The organism is Reichenbachiella sp., from assembly GCF_033344935.1.
Taxonomy (GTDB): domain Bacteria; phylum Bacteroidota; class Bacteroidia; order Cytophagales; family Cyclobacteriaceae; genus Reichenbachiella.
Map to the genome: position 1 here is coordinate 285,462 of NZ_JAWPMM010000001.1, position 24,085 is coordinate 309,546.

The following is a 24,085-nucleotide window of genomic DNA, read 5'->3' on the forward strand; positions in this document are numbered from 1 at the left end:
GTTCTTTCACATAGACATTGACAAACAATCATGAGGACATTTGGATCGACTGGGTTGATACTTTGTCCGAAGAAAACTATCTGGTGATCGATGATTTCATCAACGATCGCGAGCTGGATATTTTTCTTTCATATTTTCAGGACCACCTGAACGAGAATGATTTTAAGAAAGCAGGTATCGGAACCGGCACTGAATTCCAGCTCAAAAGCCAGATAAGGGGAGACTATATCCGATGGTTAAATCGTGAAAAGGATACGGAGCTCTCTGATTTTTTTGCACGAGTAGATGAAGCCATTGCCCGACTGAATAGATATTGCTTTCTTAGTTTGTCAGGCTCAGAATTTCACATGGCGCACTACCCAAAAGGTACTTTCTACAAAAGACATCTCGACCAATTCAATCATCGAAGCAACCGATTGATTTCCATGATTCTTTATCTGAATAAGGATTGGGCAGCGGGGGACGGTGGAGAACTGAAAGTATATCTCAATGGAGAAGAAAGGAAAATAGCACCAATTGCCAAACGGGTAGTATTAATGCGCAGCGACCTGGTAGAGCATGAAGTATTAGAAACAAATGTGGACCGATATAGTCTGACGGGCTGGCTGTTATATCAACCACCAGGGCTGACTTTTTTGGCCTAAAACGACATCTTCTGCAGAGCTAGATCGTAATACCTAATAACCAAACTTGAAACATGGATAACCTACGATCAAGCCATGAAAGCCAACCTTGGCAGGCGCACCAAATAACTAATGGGTTTAGAATAGAAGATGTCTGGCTTCTTCCCATCCACATTAATTCCGCTACTCCGATTCGCAACATTCAAGATACTTTCGTAGAGGCCATTAGCCAAATAGGCACTCAAGGATTTGCCGGGTTATTGTTTCAATTTCGTAACTGGCTCGGCCGTGTGTTTGGTTGGGAAGATCCAAACATAACAAACCAAAAACTTCCACCTGGCGTGCTCAAAAAACGATTCGCAGAAAAAACCAAAACTCCTGTAGATGAATTACCGAAAGGAGGTTTTTCGCACTTCGATTTGGTGTACCAACTAGAAAACGAGGTGATGTTGGAAATAGAAAACAAAACTGTACAGGCAGCCATACATTTAGCTAAAGTGGTGGATGACCAAGCGGCTAGTGCACGCATGGCGATTTATGTAAAACCGAATGGTCTGTTTGGTCAAGTCTATATGCTGGTAATCAAACCCTTTAGACATTGGATTGTGTATCCTGCTTTATTGAATATGCTGGCCAATCAATGGAACCAGAAATACACCTAGCTCAGTCCTTTTTGCATTTAGGGATAAAAACCAATCCTCTAAATGCTCAAAACGCTGACTTTAATATCAGTACTAGGTTTGCTTGGTATCCCAGCAGAAGCTCAAAACACCTCCAACATATTGTTCGGCCAAATAGTGGATGCAGAGCGTTTCTTACCCATATCATTTGCTCACATTGTAGGAAATGAAACGCAAGTCATTGCAGATGCGGATGGAAATTTTTCCATCTCTGTGCATATCGGTGATACTCTCACTTTTTCCCATATCAATTTTGAAAGGTATAGCTTGCTCATTGCCGCCAGCCCACTTCAACCCATACGGGTCTATATGAAAAAGAAAGAAAATCTGATGGATGAAATAATCATTCGAGACTATCTACTTGAAGAAGAACTCAAACAGGAAATTGTTGAACATGAAGTAAAGTATTCGGAGGAAGAGGTTAATGCTATTCAGAATGTAGCGTTTTCGACCCTACTGTACAAGAAAGGCTATGTGCCCGAAATGAATAGTTTGGACAATTTCAAAAACTATATGAAAGAGCCACAGGGAGTAAGTCTTTTCTCTTCCGACCCATCTAAGGGATTAATCAAAAGTATTCAGCGGCTTAGTCAACAAAATAATAATTCCTCGCCTAATCGTTTAAGACTTAACCAAACAGATACCACTACCGTCTATCGATTTTATGTTCCCCATGATTAATGAGGACATTATTCCACAAACTGAACTTTGTCTTCCTCAATCAATTCCAAACCTTGGATTTTCAAATACACCTGAGCAGTAGCTAGAACATCTCGGTTACAATATTCAGCGATTCTTTCTAATCCCTCCTCATGATAATACACCCGGTTCACATCACTGCCGTCTATGTCGTCTTTCGGAGAGGGAATGTTAAACACTTCTGTGAGTAGCGCCAGTGAAGTAAAGCTCTTGTAATCTCCGAACTTCCACATTTCCATCGTATCAAGATGTTTGATTTCCCAGGGCTTTTTCCCAGAGAGTTGTAGATATGGCGGTAAGGCAATACCGTTGATCAACATGCGTCGGCAGATATATGGAAAGTCAAACTCTTTGGCGTTGTGACCACAAAGTTGGATTTTATCTTCATCCATTTTGTCATGCATTAAAGCAACAAACTCTTCTAGCAGTTCTTTTTCATCATCTGATCGAATCGCCTTGATTCGAATATTCAATTGATCCTCTTTGTCATGGTATAGTATGCCGACCGAAATGCAAATGATTTTTCCGAACTCAGAATAAATAGCTGCCTTATCAAAATAAAGCTTGTCCAGCGGAATGTCGTCTTCTCTTCTCAGAAAAGTGCTTTTCTTTTCCCATAATTCTTGCATGGCCGGCTCCAATGTTTCAAAGGTGGGAGAACCTGATACCGTTTCAATGTCTAGAAAGACAAGATTCTTTAGGTTATTCATGATCGGTTGATTTTACATTTAACTTTCTTTTTTAGTCCAATATCTCACGAGCCCAGCCACACTCATCCAAGATGGATTGGCTGCTTCATACAACTCAATTGTTGGCTCACTCAATCCAGCTTCACGCAATTGATCAGCGGTGTATGCCATAAAAAGTGGTACCATTTCTTCATTGCTCAGACCAGCTTGCATTTGTTTTTTGATCCACGCTGCCCAATCGTCTAGAATGTTTTCTAAAGCAGAAAGATGAGGTTCAATAGCCGTTATTTTGTTATAATGGGTGAGATACAAGGCAGATGGTTCAGCATTCCGTAAAATATCAATTGAAGCTTTCCAGTCTTCCAAGTTGATATCTGGCGGTGGGCAAGGAGGAACCACAGGGCCATTATCAATTTTCACTCCAGCTACATCTCCGGTAAAAATAACATCCCCCACTTGCCAGGCGATATGATGCTTGGCATGGCCTGGGGTGTGTAAACTCTTGATCTCTATATCTCCACATCGAAAGGATTGCTGGTCTTCCACCTGTATAAGCTGATCGGCAGGAATCGGTTTCATTTGACCCCATAAAGTATCCATCTGATCACCATAAATTCTTGTGGCTGATTCCATCAGGCGCGAAGGATCTTCCATATTTTTTGCTCCAAACGGGTGCAAATAAATTTTAGCACCTGTTTCTGCCAAAGCCCAGGCTGCACCTGCATGGTCCAAATGGATATGTGTCAAAAAAACATGTTTGATATCTTCCATCTGATAGCCCATTGCTTCTACATCCTCTTTCAATTTTGGAAATGTAGAATGTGGACCGGTTTCTATAAGAATAGGGCCTTCGCTTGTTGGCAGTAAATAAGCTGCAATAGCGTGATCTAAACTTTTAAACTGAAGGTCAATAATTTTAATATCCGGCATGCGTATGAAGTTTGAATAAAGATAAAAGAATTAATCCTTTTCGAAACCAACCAAGCGCTTTGGGCAAAAAAAATCCCGGGGAACCACCCCCGGGACAAAACTCAAAACATAACCAATCAACTAATCTCAACCGAGCGGTTGAGTATCATTGAGACCGTCAGTCTCAACGATTGTTAATCAATCTAAACTCATGTATATACATTCAATCTTTATGCCAAAAAGTATTAAGAAATGTTAAAATGGGTATTTCACCTAGAAGAAACTAGCATATCTTTCTTCACCAATTGAGCTAACTCAAAAAATTTGGCCGGTTTGATGATCACATCATCTACATGATCGGTGATATAAGCCATTTCTCTATCTGAAGTATGAAGGATAATATTAATATGGTTGAAAGATTCCTTTACTCGTTTTGCCGTCTCCGCTCCATTCATCTTCGGCATGTGATAATCTAGAATAATGGTATCCACCCAATAGTTGTACAAAAAGTCCATCACCTGATTACCGTCATTACATTCTCCAACTATTTCTATGTTTCCACACGCCGGAAGTAATTTTTTCAGTGTTTGTCTAATCAGAAAGCTATCGTCAACAATTAAAACCTTTTTCATGTTTTCTTCCATTTAGGTAGAATGAGATCATTCGTTATTTGATGGAAGTATACTTGCCACGACCATGCCGAAATGCTCTAAATAGGTGAAAATGGGTATTTCACCTAGACATTTGATGGCACAAAAAAGCCTGTGCACTTTCATGCACAGGCCTCATATGAATGCGAATTTATTACTCTTCTATTTTCACCTCATCGAGGTTGATGAACTCAATTTCGTTTTGATCATTGAGTGTCATCCCGATTACTGATTCGTTGCTGATCTTGCCAGATAATATTTGTTTAGACAAATCATTCAAAATCAGCTTCTGCATCACTCGCTTGAGCGGTCTGGCTCCAAACTGAGGGTCAAATCCTAATTCACCCAAGCGATCCAAGACCTGATTCGATCCTTCCAGCTTCATGCCGTTCTCTGCCAATCGCTTCTGTATCAACTTGAACTGGATGCCCACAATCTTGCGGATGTTCTCCTTCGTCAGTGGACGGAACATGATGGTTTCATCCACACGGTTCAAGAATTCCGGACGGACCGACTGCTTCATCAACTCAAAGACTTCGCGTTTGGTCTTTTCGATTACCTCTGCTTCATTGTCAGCATTTAGCTTCTCGAAATTTTCCTGAATCAAATGCGAACCAATATTTGTAGTCATAATGATGATCGTATTCTTAAAGTTCGCCACGCGACCTTTATTGTCTGTCAATCGGCCATCATCCAAGACTTGCAACAAGACGTTGAAAGCATCTGGGTGCGCTTTTTCGATTTCGTCTAAAAGTACTACTGAGTACGGCTTTCTTCTTACCGCTTCAGTAAGCTGGCCACCTTCGTCATAACCCACATATCCGGGAGGAGCACCGATCAGTCTACTCACTGCATGTCTTTCCTGATATTCAGACATGTCAATACGTACCATGGCATTCTCATCGTTGAACAAGTAGTCCGCAAGGGCTTTAGCCAATTCTGTTTTACCCACACCGGTGGTACCTAAGAATATGAACGAGCCAATCGGACGATTTGGATCTTGCAATCCGGCACGACTTCTTCGTACCGCATCAGAGATGCTTTCGATCGCCTCTGCCTGTCCAGCTACCCGCTTGCCCAACTCATCCTCGAGGTGCAGCAGTTTTTCGCGATCACTTTGTAGCATTTTTTGTACAGGGATTCCCGTCCACTTAGCTACCACTTCGGCAATATCTTCGGAACCTACCTCTTCTTTCAGCAAAGAACTTTCGCCTTGCATCTGAGCCAGCTGAACTTTAAACTCTTCGAGCTTTTTCTCCGCTTCCTGGATTTTGCCATATCTATATTCGGCTACTTTCCCAAAGTCTCCTTCTCTTTCCGCCCGGTCTGCTTCAGCTTTATACTTATCTATGTTTTCCTTCTCTGTTTGAATACCAGTGATTACCGCTTTTTCGTTCTCCCACTTGGCCTTCAGCTCATCACGTCTCTCAGACAATTCCGAGATTTCTTTAGAAAGTACTTTTTCTCGATCCTTGTTTTTCTCACGTCGAATCGCAGCTCGTTCAATTTCCAATTGCATGATTCTTCGCTGCAATTCATCGAGTTCTTCTGGCAAGGAATCGATTTCGATTCTCAACTTAGAAGCCGCCTCGTCCATCAAGTCAATCGCCTTGTCTGGCAACTGACGATCAGAAATATATCTGCTCGACAATTCAACCGCTGCTATCACCGCATCATCTTTAATTCGGACGCCGTGATGGACTTCGTATTTTTCCTTGATTCCTCGAAGAATAGAAATGGCATCCACTTCTGTAGGTTCATCTACCAGTACCGTCTGGAACCTTCGCTCCAGCGCTTTGTCCTTCTCAATGTATTTTTGATACTCTTTCAAAGTAGTGGCACCAATCGCATGCAGTTCGCCTCTGGCCAAAGCCGGCTTCAACAGGTTCGCTGCATCCATAGCTCCTTCTCCTCCACCGGCTCCTATCAAGGTGTGGATCTCATCGATAAAGAGAATAATTTCTCCTGCCGAGTCCGTTACTTCTTTAATCACGGCCTTTAGGCGCTCCTCAAATTCACCTTTGTATTTGGCGCCAGCCACAAGCATACCCATGTCCAGTGAATACAAAACCTTACTTTTCAGGTTTTCGGGCACATCGCCATCTATAATCCTTTGTGCCATACCTTCGATGATTGCGGTTTTACCCACCCCCGGTTCACCAATAAGCATCGGGTTGTTTTTTGTCCTACGAGACAAAATCTGTAGGACACGTCGTATTTCTTCGTCGCGCCCAATCACCGGATCAATCTTGCCATCCTTGGCCAGTTGATTCAGGTTTTTGGAGTATCGCTCCAAAGACTGATAATTCGATTCTGCGTTTTGACTATTCACTTTATTTCCTCCTCTTAGTTCATTAATAGCTGATTCGAGATCCTTTTGGTTGAATCCAGATTCTTTTAAAATGCTGGCGGTTTTGTCTTTGCCAGCCAATATGCCCAAAATCAAATGCTCGATGGCTACAAACTCGTCTCCTTGCTTTTTAGCGATAGATTCTGCCTTGGTCAACGCCGCAGCGGAATCGTTGGATAGATAAGGTTGCTGACCAGATACTTTGGCATAGGTGGCTACCTGAGCGTTAACCTTCTCAGCCAGTTGCTCTTTATTAACTCCCAACTTCTTGGTTACAAAACCGATGACATTTTCATCCGATTCCAGTATGCTCTGGAATAAGTGCGCCGGCTCTATGGCCTGTTGGCCATTAGCCAAAACCAGCTCTCCGGCTTTGTTGATGACCTCTTGTGATTTTACTGTATATATATTAAAATTCATAATTCTTCCTTGTTTGACGAGAAGTCGATCAAATCACATTCCAAAGCCTAAATTCATGTGAATCAAGACATTATGGCTTGCAATAGGAGGAGATTTATATTTTCTCGGACAGAATGGCCGAAATTCATTGTAAAGAGAAGAAGTTAATAAGCCAATAGAACAATCAAATGAATTATCTTGGTGTGATCAATGCAAGCCTATATGAAATCAACAGTTTTTGGCCTTTTGTTCCTTTTAAGTGTGAATGGCCTGGCACAGAATCAAAACATCATTGATTCTCTAAATGATAGACTTCATTCCTCAAAAGAGGATAGTAGCCTAGCCCTTCTCCATTATGAACTCAACAAGAGTTGGGCAGAATACAATTTTGACTCTGCTCTTTTTCATGCCCATCAGGGCATGATTATTTCAGAAAAACTGAAAAACTCCAGACTAACTGCCAGAGGATGGAATGCTTACGGCCTGGCATTCGATTATCAAAATCAATTTGATAGCGCAATATTTTATTACCAAAAGGCAGAAGATCTAGCCCGTTCACAAAATAATTTGGAGGAATGTGCAAGGGCCATATTCAATAAAGGAGCGGTGTTCACCATTATTGGTGAGTTGGACTTGGCGCTAGACGAGTACGCTGAGGCAGGAGAAATTTATCAAAAAATCGACTTGCCTGTGTATCAAGCTAAAGTATTGAATAATCAATCGCTCATTTTTCGCAGAACAAGGCAATTTGACATGGCCAAATCAGTATTGATTCAAGCCATTGAAATCTACAAAAAACACGGAAGAGTAGAGCAGCAGTATAATGCTTCGATCAACCTGTCTGGCATGTACATGCAGCTGCACAATTATGATAGCGCTATTGTAATAGCCAAGGAAGCAATTGAATTGGCTCTACAACTGGGTAATCATGATTATGAGGCACAAGCTTTGGTCATTCTTGGCCAGTCATGGAATGAATTAGGTGATAGCAAACAAGCCTATCAATACTACAGCGAAGCAGAACAAAGATTGGCTTCAAATACACCTCAGGCTATTCAAATTTATACCAATATGGGTATGGCTGATTACCATTTAAAAAATGAGAATTATCAAGTCACTTATCCATATCTGGAAAGATTAGATAAGTTGGAGCTCACTCATAAGCATGTTGATATGGCTCATAGTTATTATCTGCTTCTTTCCGATTATTACCAAGGGGTTAAAAACTGGAAGAAAAGCTCTGAGTCGTTGAGCCAAGCGATGGAAATGAAAGATGCTATGCTTGATGAGAAAGTGGCAGAACGAACCACCGAATTGGAACAAAAGTTTAAAAAAGCAGAACGAGAGTGGGAAATAGAAAAATTGGAAACTGAGGTAAAAAACAAAGATCGACAAACGATTGCCTTATCAATTATAGCTGTCTTGGTTTTCATGCTCTGTATTTTTCTTATCGTGACCATCCGTCAACGTCAGGTTCGAAACAAATTACAAAAAGCCTTATTGAGTGAAGAGATTGATGGCCTACGATTAAGAATCGGCAAAATCATGTCCGATGTGAAACTTGACGAGATAGAACTCGATTATGGCAAGCTAAAAAATGAAATTCCCAATTCACTTACTGATCGAGAAATTCAGATCCTGCAATTGGCCATCACAAATAAATCAAATCAAGAAATAGCAGATGAAATATTTCTAAGTGTCAATACCGTGAAATATCACTTGAAAAATATCTATGCAAAACTGGGCGTATCTACCAGACTAGAAGCCAGAGAAGCACTTTCTCATACAAATTAGCAAAAGGGTAATAAACAACTACCCGGGGTGGGTTGGAATATTTTTGTGATTGGCAAGCAGCTTTGAAGCATTAATTCGCCATTTAATCTGTATTGCCATGAACATCAAAAGTTCTCTTTTGCTCACAATTATCCTTGGATCTGTATTCACAGCCCAATCTCAAATCAACAAAATCTATGGAACCACCAAAGCCGTCAACGGCAATGGTGCTGTCTTTTCCGCAGATATCGACGGCAGCAACTTGGAAATCATCGTAAACGACGGTGAGCCAAGTAGTCCTGATTCTGACTTGCTTTACCATAATGACCGAATGTGGGGACTTTCTCGTGGTGGTGGTAAGTACAGCGGAGGCACGCTATTTAGTGTGGACATGAATCTGGAAGACCTTCAAATCCATCATCATTTTCATACTTCTACCGGCATCCGCCCCTGGGGATCACTGATTGTAGCAGATGGCTACTTTTGGGGAACTGCCGCTGAGGGTGGGGTGTCAGATACTGGTGTGGTATTCAAAATCAATACCAATGGTACGGGCTACACCATTGTGCTAGACGAAGAACTGGATACACCAGGTGCGGAGATTATCTCGGTGGATGGAAAGATCTACGGCTATGCCACGGGAGGCGCACATGACTACGGAATTATCTTCCGCGTCGACCATGATGGCCAGAATTTCGAAAGCATTCATGACTTTAATGGCCTGGATGGTCAGCTGCCAGATGGCAAAATGACCTACGATGGCTCGAAGCTTTGGGGAGTTTGTGAGTATAGTGTCAGTGCTGCCACTGGAAGTACCTCAGACACTGGTCTGATTTTTACTATCAATACAGACGGTAGTGCCTATACGGTACGACAGCGCATATCGCGTAGACCAAACGGAACATTATTGCTATACAACAATCGGCTATGGGGAACCTCATGGGGTGGAGGCGATAACCTCTGGGGTTCCATTTTCTCTATTGGCACAGATGGCTCAGGTTATCAAGTGGAGCATTCGTTTGATAACTCAGAGGTAGGAAAATTCCCGGAAGGGCCGGTAATAGAAAGGGATGGTGTGTTGTGGGGAATGACCTATCAATTTGGGCTCTACAGTTTTGATCCGATAGCGGACGAAGCGAACAATCATCATACTTTTTCTATATATAGAGATTATTACTCTTATGGAGGTTTGGTAGAATCTGACGGCCACTTTTGGGGAACTACTTCATCCAACTTTAGTGGAACCGGCTCGGTGTTTAAAATTGACACTGACGGGTCTGATTACGAATCATTACAATTCAGCAAGCTTATTACAGACGTTAGTCAATATGGTGCCTATCGATTTGGTTATGAGTTTGACGGCAAACTCCTTTTTTATCAAAACCGACTGTTCGGCGTTATGAGATCAGGTGGAGAAATGTACAATTACTACGGCGGCCTATTCTCTGTCAATACAGACGGATCAGATTTTAAGCATCTGCACTATTTCGAACTGGAAGATGGTGAAGAACCTCACGGCTCACTGATAGCTTTGAATGGCAAAATCTGGGGGGTCAATTACAAGCATGGCAACTCAATAGCTGGAACATTGTTCAGTTATGATTTACAAGAGGAAGCCTTCAAAGTAGAACTCGACTTTTCCAAATCTACTGCCAGCGGCTATCAACCCAATCCCGTAGTGGCCTATGAAGGTATGATTTACGGTACCACCTATGGAGGAGGCGACAATAGCGTAGGTCTGGTATATTCATTTAATCCTGAAACAGCTGAGCGAACAACCTTACATACATTTAGTACAGATGGTTTATATCGGCCTTCAGCGTTTTTAGAAATAAGAAATGGTATGCTGTATGGCAGAACATTATATAGTAATGGCGCCAACAGCATGGGCATCTACCGCATAGACCTGTCTGACAATAGCTACGAAGTGATATATACCATAACCGATGTCATAGAAAAAGTTACTTTATCTGACACTCATTTTTATCTGATTACCAATGCTGGAGGAAACAACAGCCAGGGATTCATCAGAAAAGTGGCTCTCGATGGCACAGAAGAAGAAACACCATATCACTTGATAGAAGAAGATGGCAATTTTATAGGACGACCTACCTTTTATGGAGGAATGCTCTGGGGTGCCATGGCGTATAGCGGAGCCAATAGTGAAGGATTCATTTTCACCTATGATGATACGAATGGATTTCAAAACCTGATGGATTTCGATGCCAGTACCAAAATGCCTACTGACAGGTTCGAGCTACTAATCGTCGGTGAACAGGAGATTCCAGAAATGGAATTTGAAGTGGCCAATCAGACTTATGGCAATCCTTCGTTTGAGCTTGAGGCATTTTCCAGCAGTGGAGCCGCTATTACCTACGAAAGCTCAAATTCTTCGGTCATCGAGATTGACGGAAATTTGGCCGAAGTTGTCGGGGCAGGCCAATGCACCATCAGTGCCCTCCAGAACGAAAATGTAAACTATGAGGAGGGGCAAGCCATGGCTGATGTCGAGGTAGCTCAGGTACCACTTACCATCACAGCCGATGATCAAAGCCGGACCTACGGAGATGAAAACCCAGCACTAACGATGAGCTATACTGGTTTCGTCAATGGGGACAATTCCGATGACCTTAGCGAGCTACCAGATGTCAGTACTGCAGCTACCGTTACGTCAGATGTTGGCACGTATGAAATCACTCTGACGGGTGGAGATGCTGCCAACTATGCGCTGACCTTGACGAACGGAACATTGACCATAAACAAAGCACCATTGACCATCACCGCTCAAGATACTACCATATCCGCAACAGCATCAATCCCCGAATTCCAACTTGTGTACGACGGGTTTGTAAATGGCGATTCGAAGGAGGACATCGCGCCTCCTTCGATATCGACGGATGGTGAGGCCGGTGCATCCGGAGAGTATGATATAACGCTAACCGGCGGATCGGCAGATAATTATACTTTCAATTTGATTGGTGGTACATTGATCATCGAGGAGCAAGCCACTGTGCCAGATGAACCTGTGTTGAATATAGATGAGGCAGGAGTGACAATGTCGGTCTATCCCAATCCTTCCAATCATCAGTTTAACATCCAGGGAGCTAAGCGAATTCATCAAATCGAAATATTGGATATGAAAGGTAAGAAGTGGCTGAACATATCAAACCCTCGCGGAGCCATTTCTATCGATCAACTGCCCGATGGATATTATGTAGTAAGGATAGTTGGCAAGGAACAATGGACCTTACCATTAATAAAACAATAAATTATTTTCTAAGAATTTGTCCCGATCCTACCTTAAACCTGTTGGAACAGGTAGCAACTTTTGAATTCCAATTTAAATTGACGAAATTTAAAAGAACAACTCATTGATTTTCAATCAAATGAGATCAGTGAGTTTTCACCTAAACTCCACCATAATGAAGCACCTCAGAAAAACTCTTAGCGTTTTGCTAATTGGGTCATGTCTATGTGGCCATGCCCAAACCGTTAGAATCGTTGACAATAACTACAATGCCCCAACTGGCAATTTGATCTACTCGACCATACAGGACGCAGTAGATGCAGCCGATGCAGGTGACTTGATTTACATACAACCCAGCCCCACCACCTATGGGGATGCCACGATCACCAAAGAACTACACATCAAAGGTATTGGCTACAATTTAGATAAAGATCTCCCATTTCATTCTAGAATGGGAACGCTGCTTTTTTGGAATAATACTGACAACACGAGCAACTCATCAAATAGTACGTTGACGGGAGTTACACTTGTCACTATCCGAATTGGTCATGGTAGTGGTGGCTCCTACACTTCTACTGGAATTAAAATCAACAACTGTATTTTGACAGGTGGATATAGTATTACCTCAGACGTATATTGCGGCTCATGTGAAGTACCCATTGCAGATTTAGAAATTTATGATTGTGACATTAGAGGCGCCATTCACATCCATCGAGAAGTGAGTAATCTGTTGCTTCGAAACAATTTGATTAGGAATAATGTGATACTTGATTCGCCAACGGCACAATCTGCTATCATTACTAATAATATCATTTATGGTGTAATTCGTAAGGATTCTCAGGGAGATGGACTGATGATAGTCAATAATAATTTCCTTGGAGCCAATGGCTCAGATGCTGCATTCAGTTCGAGCATGATTGATGCAACTATCTCGTTCAACATTTTTTATGGCCGTACGCCTAGTTTAACAGCGGCAGGAGGAAGTACATCCGACAATTTTCAGCGTAATATTTTTAGCTACAATCTTACTTATGAAACAGGCAACGACGAATTACCTCCATCAGGTGGCAGCTCGGGCAATAGCAATACTGGGCTAGGTAATGTAGAAGGACAAAGCCCATTGTTTCTTAACGCTCCTGTTCTTAACTCATGGGATTCCTCGCGAGACTTTACACTAGACAGTGGTTCTCCAGCTACCAACATTGATGGCAATGGGAACCATTGTGGAATATCTGATGGATCATATCCTTTCAACGGATCAAACTTTACCTATGACACTTCTCCAATGCCTACCATCCAAATTCTGAATACAGAGGCGGTAATCAATCCGGGGGATGATTTGGATGTGGAAATTAGCATCAAGGCCAATTAATGTTAGAAGGTGGCTACCGCCACATGTACCTCAACAATGGAGTCATGAAGAAACTATTGAACATTTTTCTATTGGCAATAACCCCGATGTATGTATGGGGGCAATCCAATATTGTCGCCCTTGAATATTTTATCGACGACGACCCAGGAGTAGGCAACGGCCAAAGCCTGAGCATATCAGCAGGCCCTACAGTGGATGAAAACTTTACCCTAGATCTGTCAGGTGAAAATCTTAGTGACGGTTGGCACTTGCTCGTAGTGCGCGCACAAAATGCAGACGGAGATTGGAGCTTTTACGAAACCCGCTCATTTGTAATCAACACCAACGTAGGCAACCCTGAGCCTTCAGCGGAAAACATCACATCATTAGAATACTTTATCGATGATGATCCGGGTTTGGGCAACGGTACTTCCATTGGGATAACCCCGGGCCAAACAGAAGATGTGATGCATAGCATTGACCTGACGCCGTTTGCACTGGAAGAGGGCTACCACCTCCTGGTGGTGCGTGCACAAAACGCCAGCGGTGACTGGGGCTTTTATGAAACACGGTCTTTCGTTATCAATACTAATACAGGCAACCCCGAACCAACAGTACATGACGTAGTGGCGGTCGAATATTTCATAGACGAAGACCCAGGCGTGGGAGCAGGAACAAGCATTGACATCACAAACGGCCCACAAATCGATATGGATTATGCCGTGGCAGACGACCTAGCTGAAGGTTGGCATACTTTGAATTTACGGGCACAAAACGCTAATGGGGATTGGGGTTTTAGCGAAAAACGAAGGTTTTATGTCAAACCTTCAGTGGATGTTTTTCAAGAAGTCTCTGACATTGTGCGCTTAGAATATTTTGTGAATGAAGATCCTGGCGTAGGGCAAGCCACACAAGTAGATGTTTCTCCTACAGATTCTTTCAACCAAGAGGTATTGGAAGCTATAACCGAAGAGAGTACACCTGTAGGTACAAATGTGATCTATTTTAGAGCCCAAAATGCAAATGGCGCTTGGGGATTTGCAGAAGGTCGTGAGTTTGAAGTGATGGATGATTGCACCCAGCCCATCGTAGACTTTGTGGTGAGTTTGGCTTGTGCAGGAGAAACTGTTGCTTTTGAAGACGCTACAACAAACTTACAAATCGATGCTACCTACCGGTGGTACGTCAATGGTGATAATGAAATTGATAATACAGAAACAAACACTTCTCATATCTACGAACACCCTGGCACCTATGAAGTTAGCCTTGCGGTTAGGCAAGGTCAAATTTGCAAAGACAGTCTGGGTATGGAAATTGAAATCAAACCAAAGCCTATCGTTTTTTTTAGCACCCTACCTGTAGAAGAAGGAACACCAACGACTTTTGATGTTGAGCAATATTATGTTTCTTCAGAAGCTAACTGGGCCTGGGATTTTGAAACAGATGATGAAATAGATGACGATACGGCCGGGGACAATAGCCATACATTCTCAGAAGATGGAACTTACCTCACTTCCCTTGTGGTATCTGATGGCCTGGGATGTGAAGCTTTTTATCAAAAAGAGGTAATCGTAGTAGAAGGAACCGCAGTGATCGATGATGATGATGTGCTTTCTACTGAGGAGCTCAATGAATTGCTGTCTTTTTATCCAAATCCGGTACAATCATTTTTGACGTTGGAGTCGGATCAAAAAATTGATCAAATAAGCATATATGATTTGAAAGGCACAGAAGTATTGGAATTTGAAAATCAACAAACTGTTTTCGACTTATCATCATTACGTGCTGGAAACTATATCATGCGCGTGTCGCTCAACGATAAATTTTATGTTTTAAGATTGGTAAAGGAATAGACCTTCTTCCAATCGAGCATTCAAACAATTGGATTATATTGGTGGATTGAATTATCTAGTTTATGTCCGATTCGTCTCGAAGAAAGTTTATCAAGAAAGGAAGTTTGGTAGCCGCGGCAGGTGCCACTGGTCTGTTGGCTGCCTGTGGCAAAGAGCCAACCAAAGACCAGTCCATTAAGATCAATTTCAACAACACCTATCATTGGAAAATGGTGACCACGTGGCCTCCGAATTTTCCGGTGTTAGGAGAAGGCTGTAAACTTCTAGCCAAGTGGGTGGAAGAAATGAGTGGTGGTCGATTGAAAATCGAAGTATATGGTGGGGGAGAATTAATTCCTTCTTTGGAATGTTTTGACGCAGTGAGTCATGGTGCAGTAGAGATGGCCAGCGGGTCAGGTTATTACTGGGCAGGTAAAATCCCAGCGGCGCAGTTTTTCTCTTCCGTTCCATTCGGCATGAATGCTCAGCAAATGAACGCCTGGATCATCAACGGCGGCGCCAATAAATTGTGGGACGAAATCTATGAGCCATTCAATCTGATACCTCTGCCTGGAGGAAATACCGGCGTGCAAGCTGGCGGCTGGTACAACAAGGAAATCAATACTATCGAAGATTACAAAGGCCTAAAAATGCGGATGCCTGGATTGGGCAGCAAAATTATAAACAAAGCTGGCGGTACTGCGGTGCTCGTAGCCGGAGGAGAATTGTTTACCAATCTCGAACGAGGTGTCATTGATGCCACCGAATGGATCGGCCCGTATCATGATTACCTGATGGGGTTTCATCGTGTGGCTAAGCATTACTATTATCCGGGTTGGCATGAGCCAGGTACCGTTTTGGAAATGATCATGAACAAGGACAAGTTCAACGAACTACCCAAAGATCTTCAGGAAATCGTTCGTGCAGCGATCTACAGACTGAACCAATGGATGCTTCTTGAGTTTGAGCAAAAAAACTCGATTTACCTTCAAAAAATGAAAGATGAAAAAGTAGACATCAGGCCGTTTTCAAAGGAGGTGCTTGATCCATTAAAAAAGATAGCCGAAGAAGTCGTATTAGAAGTTGTAGAGTCGGATGCCCAGAGCAAAAAAATCTACGAGCATTATACCAAATTCAGGAAGCAGATAAATAATTGGTCAGCCATTAGTGAAGGATACTATTATAAGAATGTGCTTTAGAGTTTAATCTAGCCTAAACAATTTTCGTACTATGAAGTTCTTTAACTTTTTAATCTTCAACCCTTTTGCAAATGCATTAGTAAATCAAGTAGAGAAAACTTTGCCGTTGCCTTTAAGAGCAAAAAGCATGATGTTAGATTTTGCTCGATCAATGGGAATTGTATTTCCAATAGTTTTACCGTTAATATTTGTAGTGGAACGCTATTGGTCATTTGATCTCGGCTTTTATCTACTTTGGCCTCTTCTCACACTGGTTATGTTTAATAAAGATATTGTAGATGGCCGTAGTATTACAAAACGGAATTTAGGCCTTGCAATTGTAAAAAGTAGTAGTGGTGAACCTGCTTCTAAACTTCAATGTTTCTTTAGAAATATTACTTTTTTTGCTTGGCCTCTAGAAGCATTGATAGCGTTTAGTGGCACAGGTCAACGCATAGGTGACATACTTGCTGGAACAAAAATTGTAAATCAACCAAAGATTAGTAATTCAACATTCACTTCCGAACTTTTAAAAGTTCATATTTCAATTGAGCTAATATTAGTCAATATTTTAGTTATTGGAATTGGAATAGTTCTTCAAAACACTATGATGTTTTAATTGAAGTTTCTAACCTTTTAATTGTGCAATGAAGTAAAGTTGAGCACCATATCCACATGTGGAATACCATCTTCCAGATAGACTTCGGAAGTTTTTTCAAAACCAAATGAAGCATAGAAGTCTGTGAGGTATTCTTGAGACTGCAAGACGACAGACTCCGTTTGTCTTTCCTTTTTCATTTGTACCAAAGCTGCATCAACGAGTTTTCGACTGATGCCTTTTCCTCTTTCTGACTTAGCGGTAACTACACGGCTAATTTTGGCCGAGCCATTTTTCAGCTGAAACAACCGCAGATAGCCTATGACCTTTTGGTTTTTTTCAATAAAAAGATGCGTGGCATTTTGATCCGCATCATCCAGTTCCGGGTAGGCGCAGGCTTGCTCTACCACAAACGCATCAACTCTCAACTTGAGTATTTGATACAATTCATCAAGAGACAGTTGATGGTATTTTTTTATCTGTATTTCCATAAGATTCGGCATTCAGCCTGTATTTCAAATATAAACAAAGTACCAAGCCTACAGCTGTCGCCACAAAAGTCATACTCCAGGTAAACCCATATCCATAGGTTTCTATCAGCTGCATGCCTATATTGGGTCCAATAATATGTGCCGCTGAAAAGGCAATCGGAAACAACGCCATGTATTCTCCAGCCTTTCCCTTTTGAGAACGCTCCATGGCGAAAGAATTGGCAAATGGAAATATGAGCATTTCACCCAGCGTGATAAAAAACATACTAATCACCAGGATGCCTACCCATTCCGAAAGGTTAAATACTAAAAACCCCAAACCGAGAATCAATGTACCAATCAACAAAACCGTAGCTTTCGAAACTCTGCTTTTTTCCAACCAATTGATCAAAGGCATTTCAAATAAAAATATGAGCATGCCATTCATTCCCAATAGTAAGCCGATTTGTCCTTCGGTAAGCAAATGAATTGTCTTGTAATAAACTGGCACCGTCGCAAACATCTGTAGAAACACGATGGCCGTCAAAAACACGATGGCCAGAAAAACCAAATATGGTATATCAGAATATGCCGACTGACTTTTTTGCCCGTTCGTTTTTTCATCAGTTATAGGCATACCGTCTTTTTCGTTCAAAAGCAGATACAATAATATCGAAGCAACCAAACAGGTAACGCCATCAATCCAAAACAAAGAACCATAAGTCATCGTGGCAATGATGAGCCCTCCCATCGCCGGGCCAAAAGAAAACCCAAGATTAATCGCCAGTCGGATGAGCGTCACGGACCTGGTGTTGTTTTCCGGTTTGCTATAGGCTTTGATGGATACATACATCGCTGGACGAAACATATCTGCTATCAGCATCAACACAAAAATCCCTCCTACTAAAAACCAAAATTCATTGAGATATTGAACTACAATAAAAACAACTCCTGATCCAATCAGGCTGGCCAGCATCACTTTGTAATAACCAAAAAGATCGGTGAGTTTACCACCCAACCAGGCACCCAAAATGGAACCCAAGCCAAAAGCGGTCATGACCCACCCAACCTGCGAAAGAGAATAACCCAAACTGGCCGTAAGGTATAGAGACAAAAAAGGCACCACCATGGTGCCCGCTCTATTGATTAATGTGATTAAGGCAAGCAGCCATATTTCTCGGGAAAGGCCTTGGTAAGATTGGATGTACGCATTGAGTTGTCGTTTAATCATCGTGTTGGTTTGTAATGAGTGAGTTCGATACTGAGTACCGACAGTTTGGTTACGACCAAAGTCAATGAAAGGATGCCTCCTATCTATGAATTAAAATACTGACGATTATCGAAAATACTAATTACGGAATTTGCTCCAGGTTTTTAACCTCAGCTTGTCCATCTAATACGATTCGATTTCTTCCTGTTTCGGTTTCAAAATATTGCGTGCTAATTACCGCTATATGTTTTCCTTCTCGTATTTCTGTTATTTCAAATTTCGCGACGTAGCGCTTGTCAGGATAGATCGCCCTTTTAAAATCGAGCTTTTGACTCAAATAAAAAGTGCCTGGCCCAGGAAATTCCATGCCTAAAACTTTAGAAATCACGGCTGAAGTAAAAATGCCATGTACTATTGGTGATTTAAAATTGGTGGTCGCTGCAAACGCTGCATCTAGATGCAAAGGGTTTTTATCTCCTGATAATTCTGCGAATGCATTGACTTGCTCCTGCCTGATAATGAAATCAGTCTCATATGTATCTCCAACTTTTAGCATCTGATTATTCTTTTACCTTGATCTGAACACCGTCATAGTAGTCATTTTTGTGACCTTCTCCATCCCAATCCAAATGGGCTTTGTACATCACACGATCATTATTGACTGTAAAATGGTATGTCGTTTCATGTCCATCAATTACTATAACCAAGGAATCATTTCGAATAAACCATTTACCTTCATCTTCTTTTATTATTTCCTCATCAAGGTTTGAGTATTGTGCTTTGAAAGTTCCATCATCTTTAAATTCTGATAAGATAGGTTTGATCTTCAGCACCTTTTCCCACTCTCCTTCTTTGGCATGCAAAATTGAATCTTCTTTTTCCAATCTTTTCATAGTAACCAATAGGGAAAGATTGGTCCATTTTCCAATTAATTCTTCTTCACGCAAAGGCTCTTCTTTTTTTGTAGAGCAAGACAACATGAATAATGTCAAAAATATAAGCACAAGGTTTTTCATCATATAAAAATAGAAATAAAAAATTTCGGATGAAGGAGAATATAAAAAAAGCAGATGATCGCCCGTGATCATCTGCTAGTCATTTGTTGGATTAGTATGCTAAGTAGTCTAATAAAAAAGTCCACTTGGGTTATAAAAATACTTAGAAACCAAATAAGTTGGAAATATTGAACAAGCTATTTTGCCCATTCAGAATTTTCGTTGGATAATAGTTCAAACAAAAAATATAATTTTAAAATTTTTAATTTTGATAGAATAAAAAGGCCTTGATTGCTCAAGGCCTTTCACGCAATCAGCGTTTTCTCATAATAAAAGTTTGATTACTTCAGGAATTCGTAGATGCCAGCTACACCTTGGCCACCGCCTACGCAGGCAGTTACCATTCCATACTTTTGTTTTCTTCTTCGCATTTCATTGATCAACTGAACGGATAGCTTCGCTCCTGAGCATCCTAGCGGATGACCTAAGGCAATAGCCCCTCCATTCGGGTTGATCTTCTCCGGATCTAGTCCCGCCTCCTTTATAACAGCCAAGGATTGCGTGGCGAAGGCTTCGTTCAATTCGAATTGATCGATGTCATTCAGTTTCAATCCGGCCTGCTTCAATGCTTTCGGAATAGCAGCCACTGGACCAATCCCCATAATTCTCGGATCAACACCTGCAGCAGTGTAGGTCACCATTCTAGCCACCGGCTCCAGTTTCAATTCTTTCACCATCGCTTCAGACATCACCATTACGAAAGCGGCACCATCTGAAGTTTGAGAAGAATTTCCCGCTGTGACAACACCACCCATTTTAAAGGCAGGCTTTAACCTAGACAAACCTTCCATAGATGTTCCTGCTCGAGGTCCTTCGTCAGTATCCACTACATATTCACGCTCGGCTTTTTTGCCTTCTTCGTTCACATAAGTTTCTTTGACGGTGATCGGCACGATCTCATCTTTGAATTTTCCTTCTGCCAATGCGGCCAATGCTTTGTCATGAGATTTTACAGAAAACTCGTCTGCCTCTTCTCTAGAAATCTTGTAATCCTCAGCTATTTCCTCAGCCGTCAGCCCCATGCCCAAATAATATTCAGGTGTTTTTTCTGCAATTTTCCAGTTCAGTGCTGTTTTGTATCCTAGCATCGGAACCAAAGACATGGACTCCGTTCCTCCAGCGATAATACAATTCGCCATTCCTGCTTTGATTCTTGCAGCAGCGATAGCGATAGTTTCCAATCCAGATCCACAATATCTATTGACCGTAACTCCTGGTACTTCAATCGGGAGAGAAAGAAGAGAAATCATTCTTCCCATTTGCATACCTTGTTCCGCTTCGGGAATGGCATTCCCTACAATTAAATCATCTATTCTTTTTGGGTCGAGCGCTGGCACATCAGCTACCAAGTGCTTGATCACATCAGCAGCCAAATCATCTGGTCGTGTGAATCTAAACCCACCTCTTTTTGATTTGCCAATTGCTGTTCTATATCCGTTTACTATATATGCTTCCATTTTTGTAGTTTCTTAATATTAAAATTCTAGAATCGAGAAATTAGTTCCTTAGCGGTTTGCCTTTAAACAAAATGCTGTGGATTCTTTCCAAAGTTTTCGGTTCACCCGTCAAACTCAAGAATGCTTCACGTTCCAAATCCAGTAAATACTGTTCTGAAACTAACGTTGGCGCTGACAGGTCTCCACCATTCATCACCCAAGAAATTTTCTTAGCAATCTTCATATCGTGATCCGAAATGTAATTGCCATATCTCATACCAGCTACACCTGCTTCGAACATCGCCAAACCAGATTTTCCTTGAACTTTGATATCCGTTCTTTGAGCAGGTTGTGTATAACCCGCTTCAGCTAATTCGATCGCTTTGTTTTTGGCATCCGCCAAAAGTCGAGCTCTGTTCAATGTGAAATCATCAGATTTTCTAACGAATCCTAAATCTCTAGCTTCATAGGCCGATGTCGCTACTTTGGCAGTCGCAATAGTCATGAAGTTTTCTTGTAGCACGTTCAACTCTGGGTCGCCCGCTCGATAAGCATCGGAAGTTCTTAAGGTCATCTCCTTAGTTCCACCCCCGCCAGGGATCAAACCAACTCCAACTTCTACTAATCCCATATAAGTTTCTGTGTGCGCCTGAATATGATCAGAATGTAAGGACAATTCACATCCGCCACCAAGCGCCATGCCTGATGTGGCCACCACAACCGGAATTGAAGAATATCTAGCTCGCATCATGGTATTTTGGAAATGTCCGATCATCATGTTGATTTCGTCAAAATCCTGATCTCCAGCATACATGAACAGCATGGCTAAATTGGCACCAGCTGAAAAGTTCTGACCTTCATTTCCAATGACTAATCCTCGGAAGCTTTCCTCTGCTTTTGAAATCGATGCATTGATGCCCTCAATGATTTCGGCACCCATGGCATTCATCTTAGTGTGGTACTCTAAATTTAGAATTCCATCTCCAACATCGTAAAGTGTGCATCCAGGGTTTTGATAAACAATATTGTTTTCCTTGAAAGCATCAAGTATGACCAGGCCTTCTGTTCCCGGAATTACTTTATAAGATTTGGATGGAATATCGTAATAGAGTTTTTTGCCATTTTCGAATTTGTAAAAACTCTCATGACCTGCTGCAATCATTTCTCCTACCCAGTCGGCAGGTTTCATTCCTGCTTCTTCCATTTTGGCAGCAGTATCTTTTACACCCAATACATCCCACGTGGCGAATGGTCCAATTTCCCAAGCGAATCCTGCAGCAACTGCATTGTCGATTCTGTATAGCTCATCAGCAATTTCAGGAATTCGCATGGAACAATATTTGAACATGTCGTAGAAAGTAGCTCGGTAAAACTCTCCGGCTTTGCCTTCTGAGTTAACCAAAATCGGAATTCTTTCTTTTACATTTTCAATATCCTTTACCTGACCAATAGCATCAAAATGCCCTTTGGTTCGAGGACCATATTCGAAAGTTTTTAAATTGAGTTCAAGGATTTCTTTTTTGCCGTTTTCATCAACGGTCTTTTTGAAATAGCCCTGTTTGGTTTTATCACCCCACCATTTTCTGTCGTACAGTTCTTGAACTATTTTCGGAAGTTTAAATTTTTCCTTCGATTCGTCGTTTGGCAAACCTTCATAAAGTCCTTTGGCCACATTGACCGTAGTATCCAGACCTACGACATCCATCGTACGGAATGTTGCAGATTTAGCGCGGCCAATAATTGGCCCCGTCAATTTATCTACCTCACCAACGGTGAGGCCGATTTTTTCGACGGCGTGCATGCCAGACATAATCGCGTAGATGCCAATACGGTTGGCGATAAATGCTGGTGTGTCTTTACAAAGCACGGTTTCTTTACCTAAGAAGAGATCACCATATTTCATCAGGAAGTCGATGACTTCAGGATCTGTTTCTTTGGTCGGAATAATTTCTAACAACCTCAAATACCTCGGAGGATTGAAAAAGTGAGTTCCACAAAAGTGTTTTTTGAAATCTTCACTTCGCCCCTCGGCCATAAAGTGGATAGGAATTCCAGAGGTGTTTGATGTAATCAGGGTTCCTGGTTTTCTGTATTTTTCGACTTGTTCGAAAACGATTTTTTTGATGTCTAGTCTTTCGACTACCACTTCCATGATCCAATCGTACTCGGAAATTTTCGACATATCGTCGTCAAAATTTCCAAGAGTCACCAGACTGGCTTTTTTAGAATCATACAAGGATGCTGGCTTTGATTTCAATGTATTTTGAAATGCCTCATTTACAATTCGGTTTCGAACTGTTTTGTCTTCAAGCGAAAGACCTTTTGCTTTTTCTGCTTCATCCAATTCTTTTGGCACAATATCGAGAAGCAAAACTTCCACTCCAATATTTGCAAAGTGACAAGCGATTCTGGATCCCATGATACCGGACCCTAGTATCGCTACTTTTTTTATAGCTCTATTCATTTTCGATCAATTGTATTTTTTGGTCAAGATTTTTATTTTCTTCTATTATACTGTCGATAGTAGTCATCACTTCAAAGAAGGCTTCTAGTTTTTTAGGCGATACAGCTTCTCTTACTTTATCATTAAAATAGATAACCGCTTTTCTAGAAAAATCTCTTTGTTTTTTTCCTGCTTCGGTTAGATAAATACGAACCGAACGTTTGTCTTCGGTGTCTCGCTCTCTATAAATCAAACCTGTCTCCTCCATAGTTTTTAGCATGCGTGTCAAACTTCTGGATTCCATACCTAATAGCGGAGCAATTTTGGTAGCGGGCGTTCCTTCTTCCTGATCAATATTGAGAAGTACAAATCCTGAAGAGGCGGTAATTCCTTTCGTGGCACCTCCTTGATTATACATTCTAGATATGGCGTGCCAAACTACTTTGATATGATAATCGACCGTTTCTTCTTTACGCATATGCTTCTCAAATTA

20 protein-coding genes are annotated in these 24,085 nt (G+C 41.6%); 9 read left to right on the plus strand and 11 right to left on the minus strand.

Annotated features, from left to right (window positions below; all coding sequences use genetic code 11):
• The first annotated feature begins 17 nt into the window (after nucleotides 1-17).
• The 3 genes from R8N23_RS01205 to R8N23_RS01215 are packed head-to-tail and all read left to right on the plus strand — an operon-like array spanning nucleotide 18 to nucleotide 1,984.
• Nucleotides 18-644 (plus strand): 2OG-Fe(II) oxygenase, encoded by a 627-nt coding sequence (locus R8N23_RS01205; protein ID WP_318169735.1) that lies wholly within the window; start codon nucleotides 18-20, stop codon nucleotides 642-644.
• A gap of 53 nt (nucleotides 645-697) precedes the next feature.
• Nucleotides 698-1,285, plus strand: coding sequence for a DUF2867 domain-containing protein (locus tag R8N23_RS01210; protein WP_318169736.1), 588 nt, complete (start codon nucleotides 698-700; stop codon nucleotides 1,283-1,285).
• 42 nt (nucleotides 1,286-1,327) lie between these two features.
• Complete coding sequence (locus R8N23_RS01215; protein WP_318169737.1) at nucleotides 1,328-1,984, plus strand: hypothetical protein; 657 nt, start codon at nucleotides 1,328-1,330, stop codon at nucleotides 1,982-1,984.
• An 8-nt stretch (nucleotides 1,985-1,992) separates the two neighbouring features.
• Here R8N23_RS01215 and R8N23_RS01220 read toward each other — a convergent pair whose 3' ends face one another.
• The 4 genes from R8N23_RS01220 to clpB form a co-directional block, all read right to left on the minus strand.
• Entirely contained in the window at nucleotides 1,993-2,712 is a 720-nt protein-coding gene (locus R8N23_RS01220) for a 3'-5' exonuclease (RefSeq protein WP_318169738.1), read from the minus strand.
• 18 nt (nucleotides 2,713-2,730) lie between these two features.
• A complete protein-coding gene (locus R8N23_RS01225; RefSeq protein ID WP_318169739.1) occupies nucleotides 2,731-3,621 on the minus strand; it encodes an MBL fold metallo-hydrolase in 891 nt (296 codons plus the stop codon).
• A 248-nt stretch (nucleotides 3,622-3,869) separates the two neighbouring features.
• Nucleotides 3,870-4,232 carry a response regulator transcription factor gene (locus R8N23_RS01230; RefSeq protein ID WP_318169740.1) on the minus strand — a complete coding sequence of 121 codons (363 nt, stop codon included), beginning with the start codon at nucleotides 4,230-4,232 and terminating at the stop codon, nucleotides 3,870-3,872.
• A 172-nt stretch (nucleotides 4,233-4,404) separates the two neighbouring features.
• Entirely contained in the window at nucleotides 4,405-7,020 is a 2,616-nt protein-coding gene (gene clpB / locus R8N23_RS01235; protein ID WP_318169741.1) for an ATP-dependent chaperone ClpB, read from the minus strand.
• Nucleotides 7,021-7,221: 201 nt separating this feature from the next.
• Between clpB and R8N23_RS01240 the strand changes: the two genes are divergently transcribed.
• From R8N23_RS01240 to R8N23_RS01265, 6 genes are all read left to right on the plus strand, one after another.
• Nucleotides 7,222-8,793, plus strand: a complete 1,572-nt coding sequence (locus R8N23_RS01240) for a LuxR C-terminal-related transcriptional regulator (RefSeq protein ID WP_318169742.1) — start codon at nucleotides 7,222-7,224, stop codon at nucleotides 8,791-8,793.
• A 97-nt stretch (nucleotides 8,794-8,890) separates the two neighbouring features.
• Complete coding sequence (locus R8N23_RS01245; protein ID WP_318169743.1) at nucleotides 8,891-12,040, plus strand: choice-of-anchor tandem repeat GloVer-containing protein; 3,150 nt, start codon at nucleotides 8,891-8,893, stop codon at nucleotides 12,038-12,040.
• A gap of 154 nt (nucleotides 12,041-12,194) precedes the next feature.
• Nucleotides 12,195-13,391, plus strand: a complete 1,197-nt coding sequence (locus tag R8N23_RS01250; RefSeq protein WP_318169744.1) for a hypothetical protein — start codon at nucleotides 12,195-12,197, stop codon at nucleotides 13,389-13,391.
• 44 nt (nucleotides 13,392-13,435) lie between these two features.
• On the plus strand, nucleotides 13,436-15,223 hold the full coding sequence (locus R8N23_RS01255; protein ID WP_318169745.1) for a PKD domain-containing protein: 1,788 nt from the start codon (nucleotides 13,436-13,438) through the stop codon (nucleotides 15,221-15,223).
• A gap of 62 nt (nucleotides 15,224-15,285) precedes the next feature.
• On the plus strand, nucleotides 15,286-16,401 hold the full coding sequence (locus R8N23_RS01260; protein ID WP_318169746.1) for a TRAP transporter substrate-binding protein: 1,116 nt from the start codon (nucleotides 15,286-15,288) through the stop codon (nucleotides 16,399-16,401).
• Between the two features lie 31 nt (nucleotides 16,402-16,432).
• Entirely contained in the window at nucleotides 16,433-16,999 is a 567-nt protein-coding gene (locus R8N23_RS01265; protein WP_318169747.1) for a hypothetical protein, read from the plus strand.
• Between the two features lie 17 nt (nucleotides 17,000-17,016).
• Here the strand turns inward: R8N23_RS01265 and R8N23_RS01270 are convergent, their stop codons facing one another.
• The 7 genes from R8N23_RS01270 to R8N23_RS01300 all read right to left on the minus strand — a co-directional run bounded on the left by R8N23_RS01270 (nucleotide 17,017) and on the right by R8N23_RS01300 (nucleotide 24,070).
• On the minus strand, nucleotides 17,017-17,469 hold the full coding sequence (locus R8N23_RS01270) for a GNAT family N-acetyltransferase (protein ID WP_318169748.1): 453 nt from the start codon (nucleotides 17,467-17,469) through the stop codon (nucleotides 17,017-17,019).
• A complete protein-coding gene (locus R8N23_RS01275) occupies nucleotides 17,429-18,679 on the minus strand; it encodes an MFS transporter (protein ID WP_318169749.1) in 1,251 nt (416 codons plus the stop codon). The genes R8N23_RS01270 and R8N23_RS01275 overlap by 41 nt, the downstream gene beginning before the upstream one ends.
• Before the next feature lie 121 nt (nucleotides 18,680-18,800).
• Nucleotides 18,801-19,214: a MaoC family dehydratase gene (locus tag R8N23_RS01280; protein ID WP_318169750.1), complete on the minus strand. Its 414-nt coding sequence runs from the start codon at nucleotides 19,212-19,214 to the stop codon at nucleotides 18,801-18,803.
• Nucleotides 19,215-19,218: 4 nt separating this feature from the next.
• Nucleotides 19,219-19,677, minus strand: coding sequence for a hypothetical protein (locus R8N23_RS01285; protein WP_318169751.1), 459 nt, complete (start codon nucleotides 19,675-19,677; stop codon nucleotides 19,219-19,221).
• A gap of 317 nt (nucleotides 19,678-19,994) precedes the next feature.
• Nucleotides 19,995-21,170 carry an acetyl-CoA C-acyltransferase gene (locus R8N23_RS01290; RefSeq protein WP_318169752.1) on the minus strand — a complete coding sequence of 392 codons (1,176 nt, stop codon included), beginning with the start codon at nucleotides 21,168-21,170 and terminating at the stop codon, nucleotides 19,995-19,997.
• A 40-nt stretch (nucleotides 21,171-21,210) separates the two neighbouring features.
• Entirely contained in the window at nucleotides 21,211-23,613 is a 2,403-nt protein-coding gene (locus tag R8N23_RS01295) for a 3-hydroxyacyl-CoA dehydrogenase/enoyl-CoA hydratase family protein (RefSeq protein WP_318169753.1), read from the minus strand.
• Nucleotides 23,606-24,070: a MarR family transcriptional regulator gene (locus R8N23_RS01300; RefSeq protein ID WP_318169754.1), complete on the minus strand. Its 465-nt coding sequence runs from the start codon at nucleotides 24,068-24,070 to the stop codon at nucleotides 23,606-23,608. The genes R8N23_RS01295 and R8N23_RS01300 overlap by 8 nt, the downstream gene beginning before the upstream one ends.
• Between the last annotated feature and the right edge of the window lie 15 nt (nucleotides 24,071-24,085).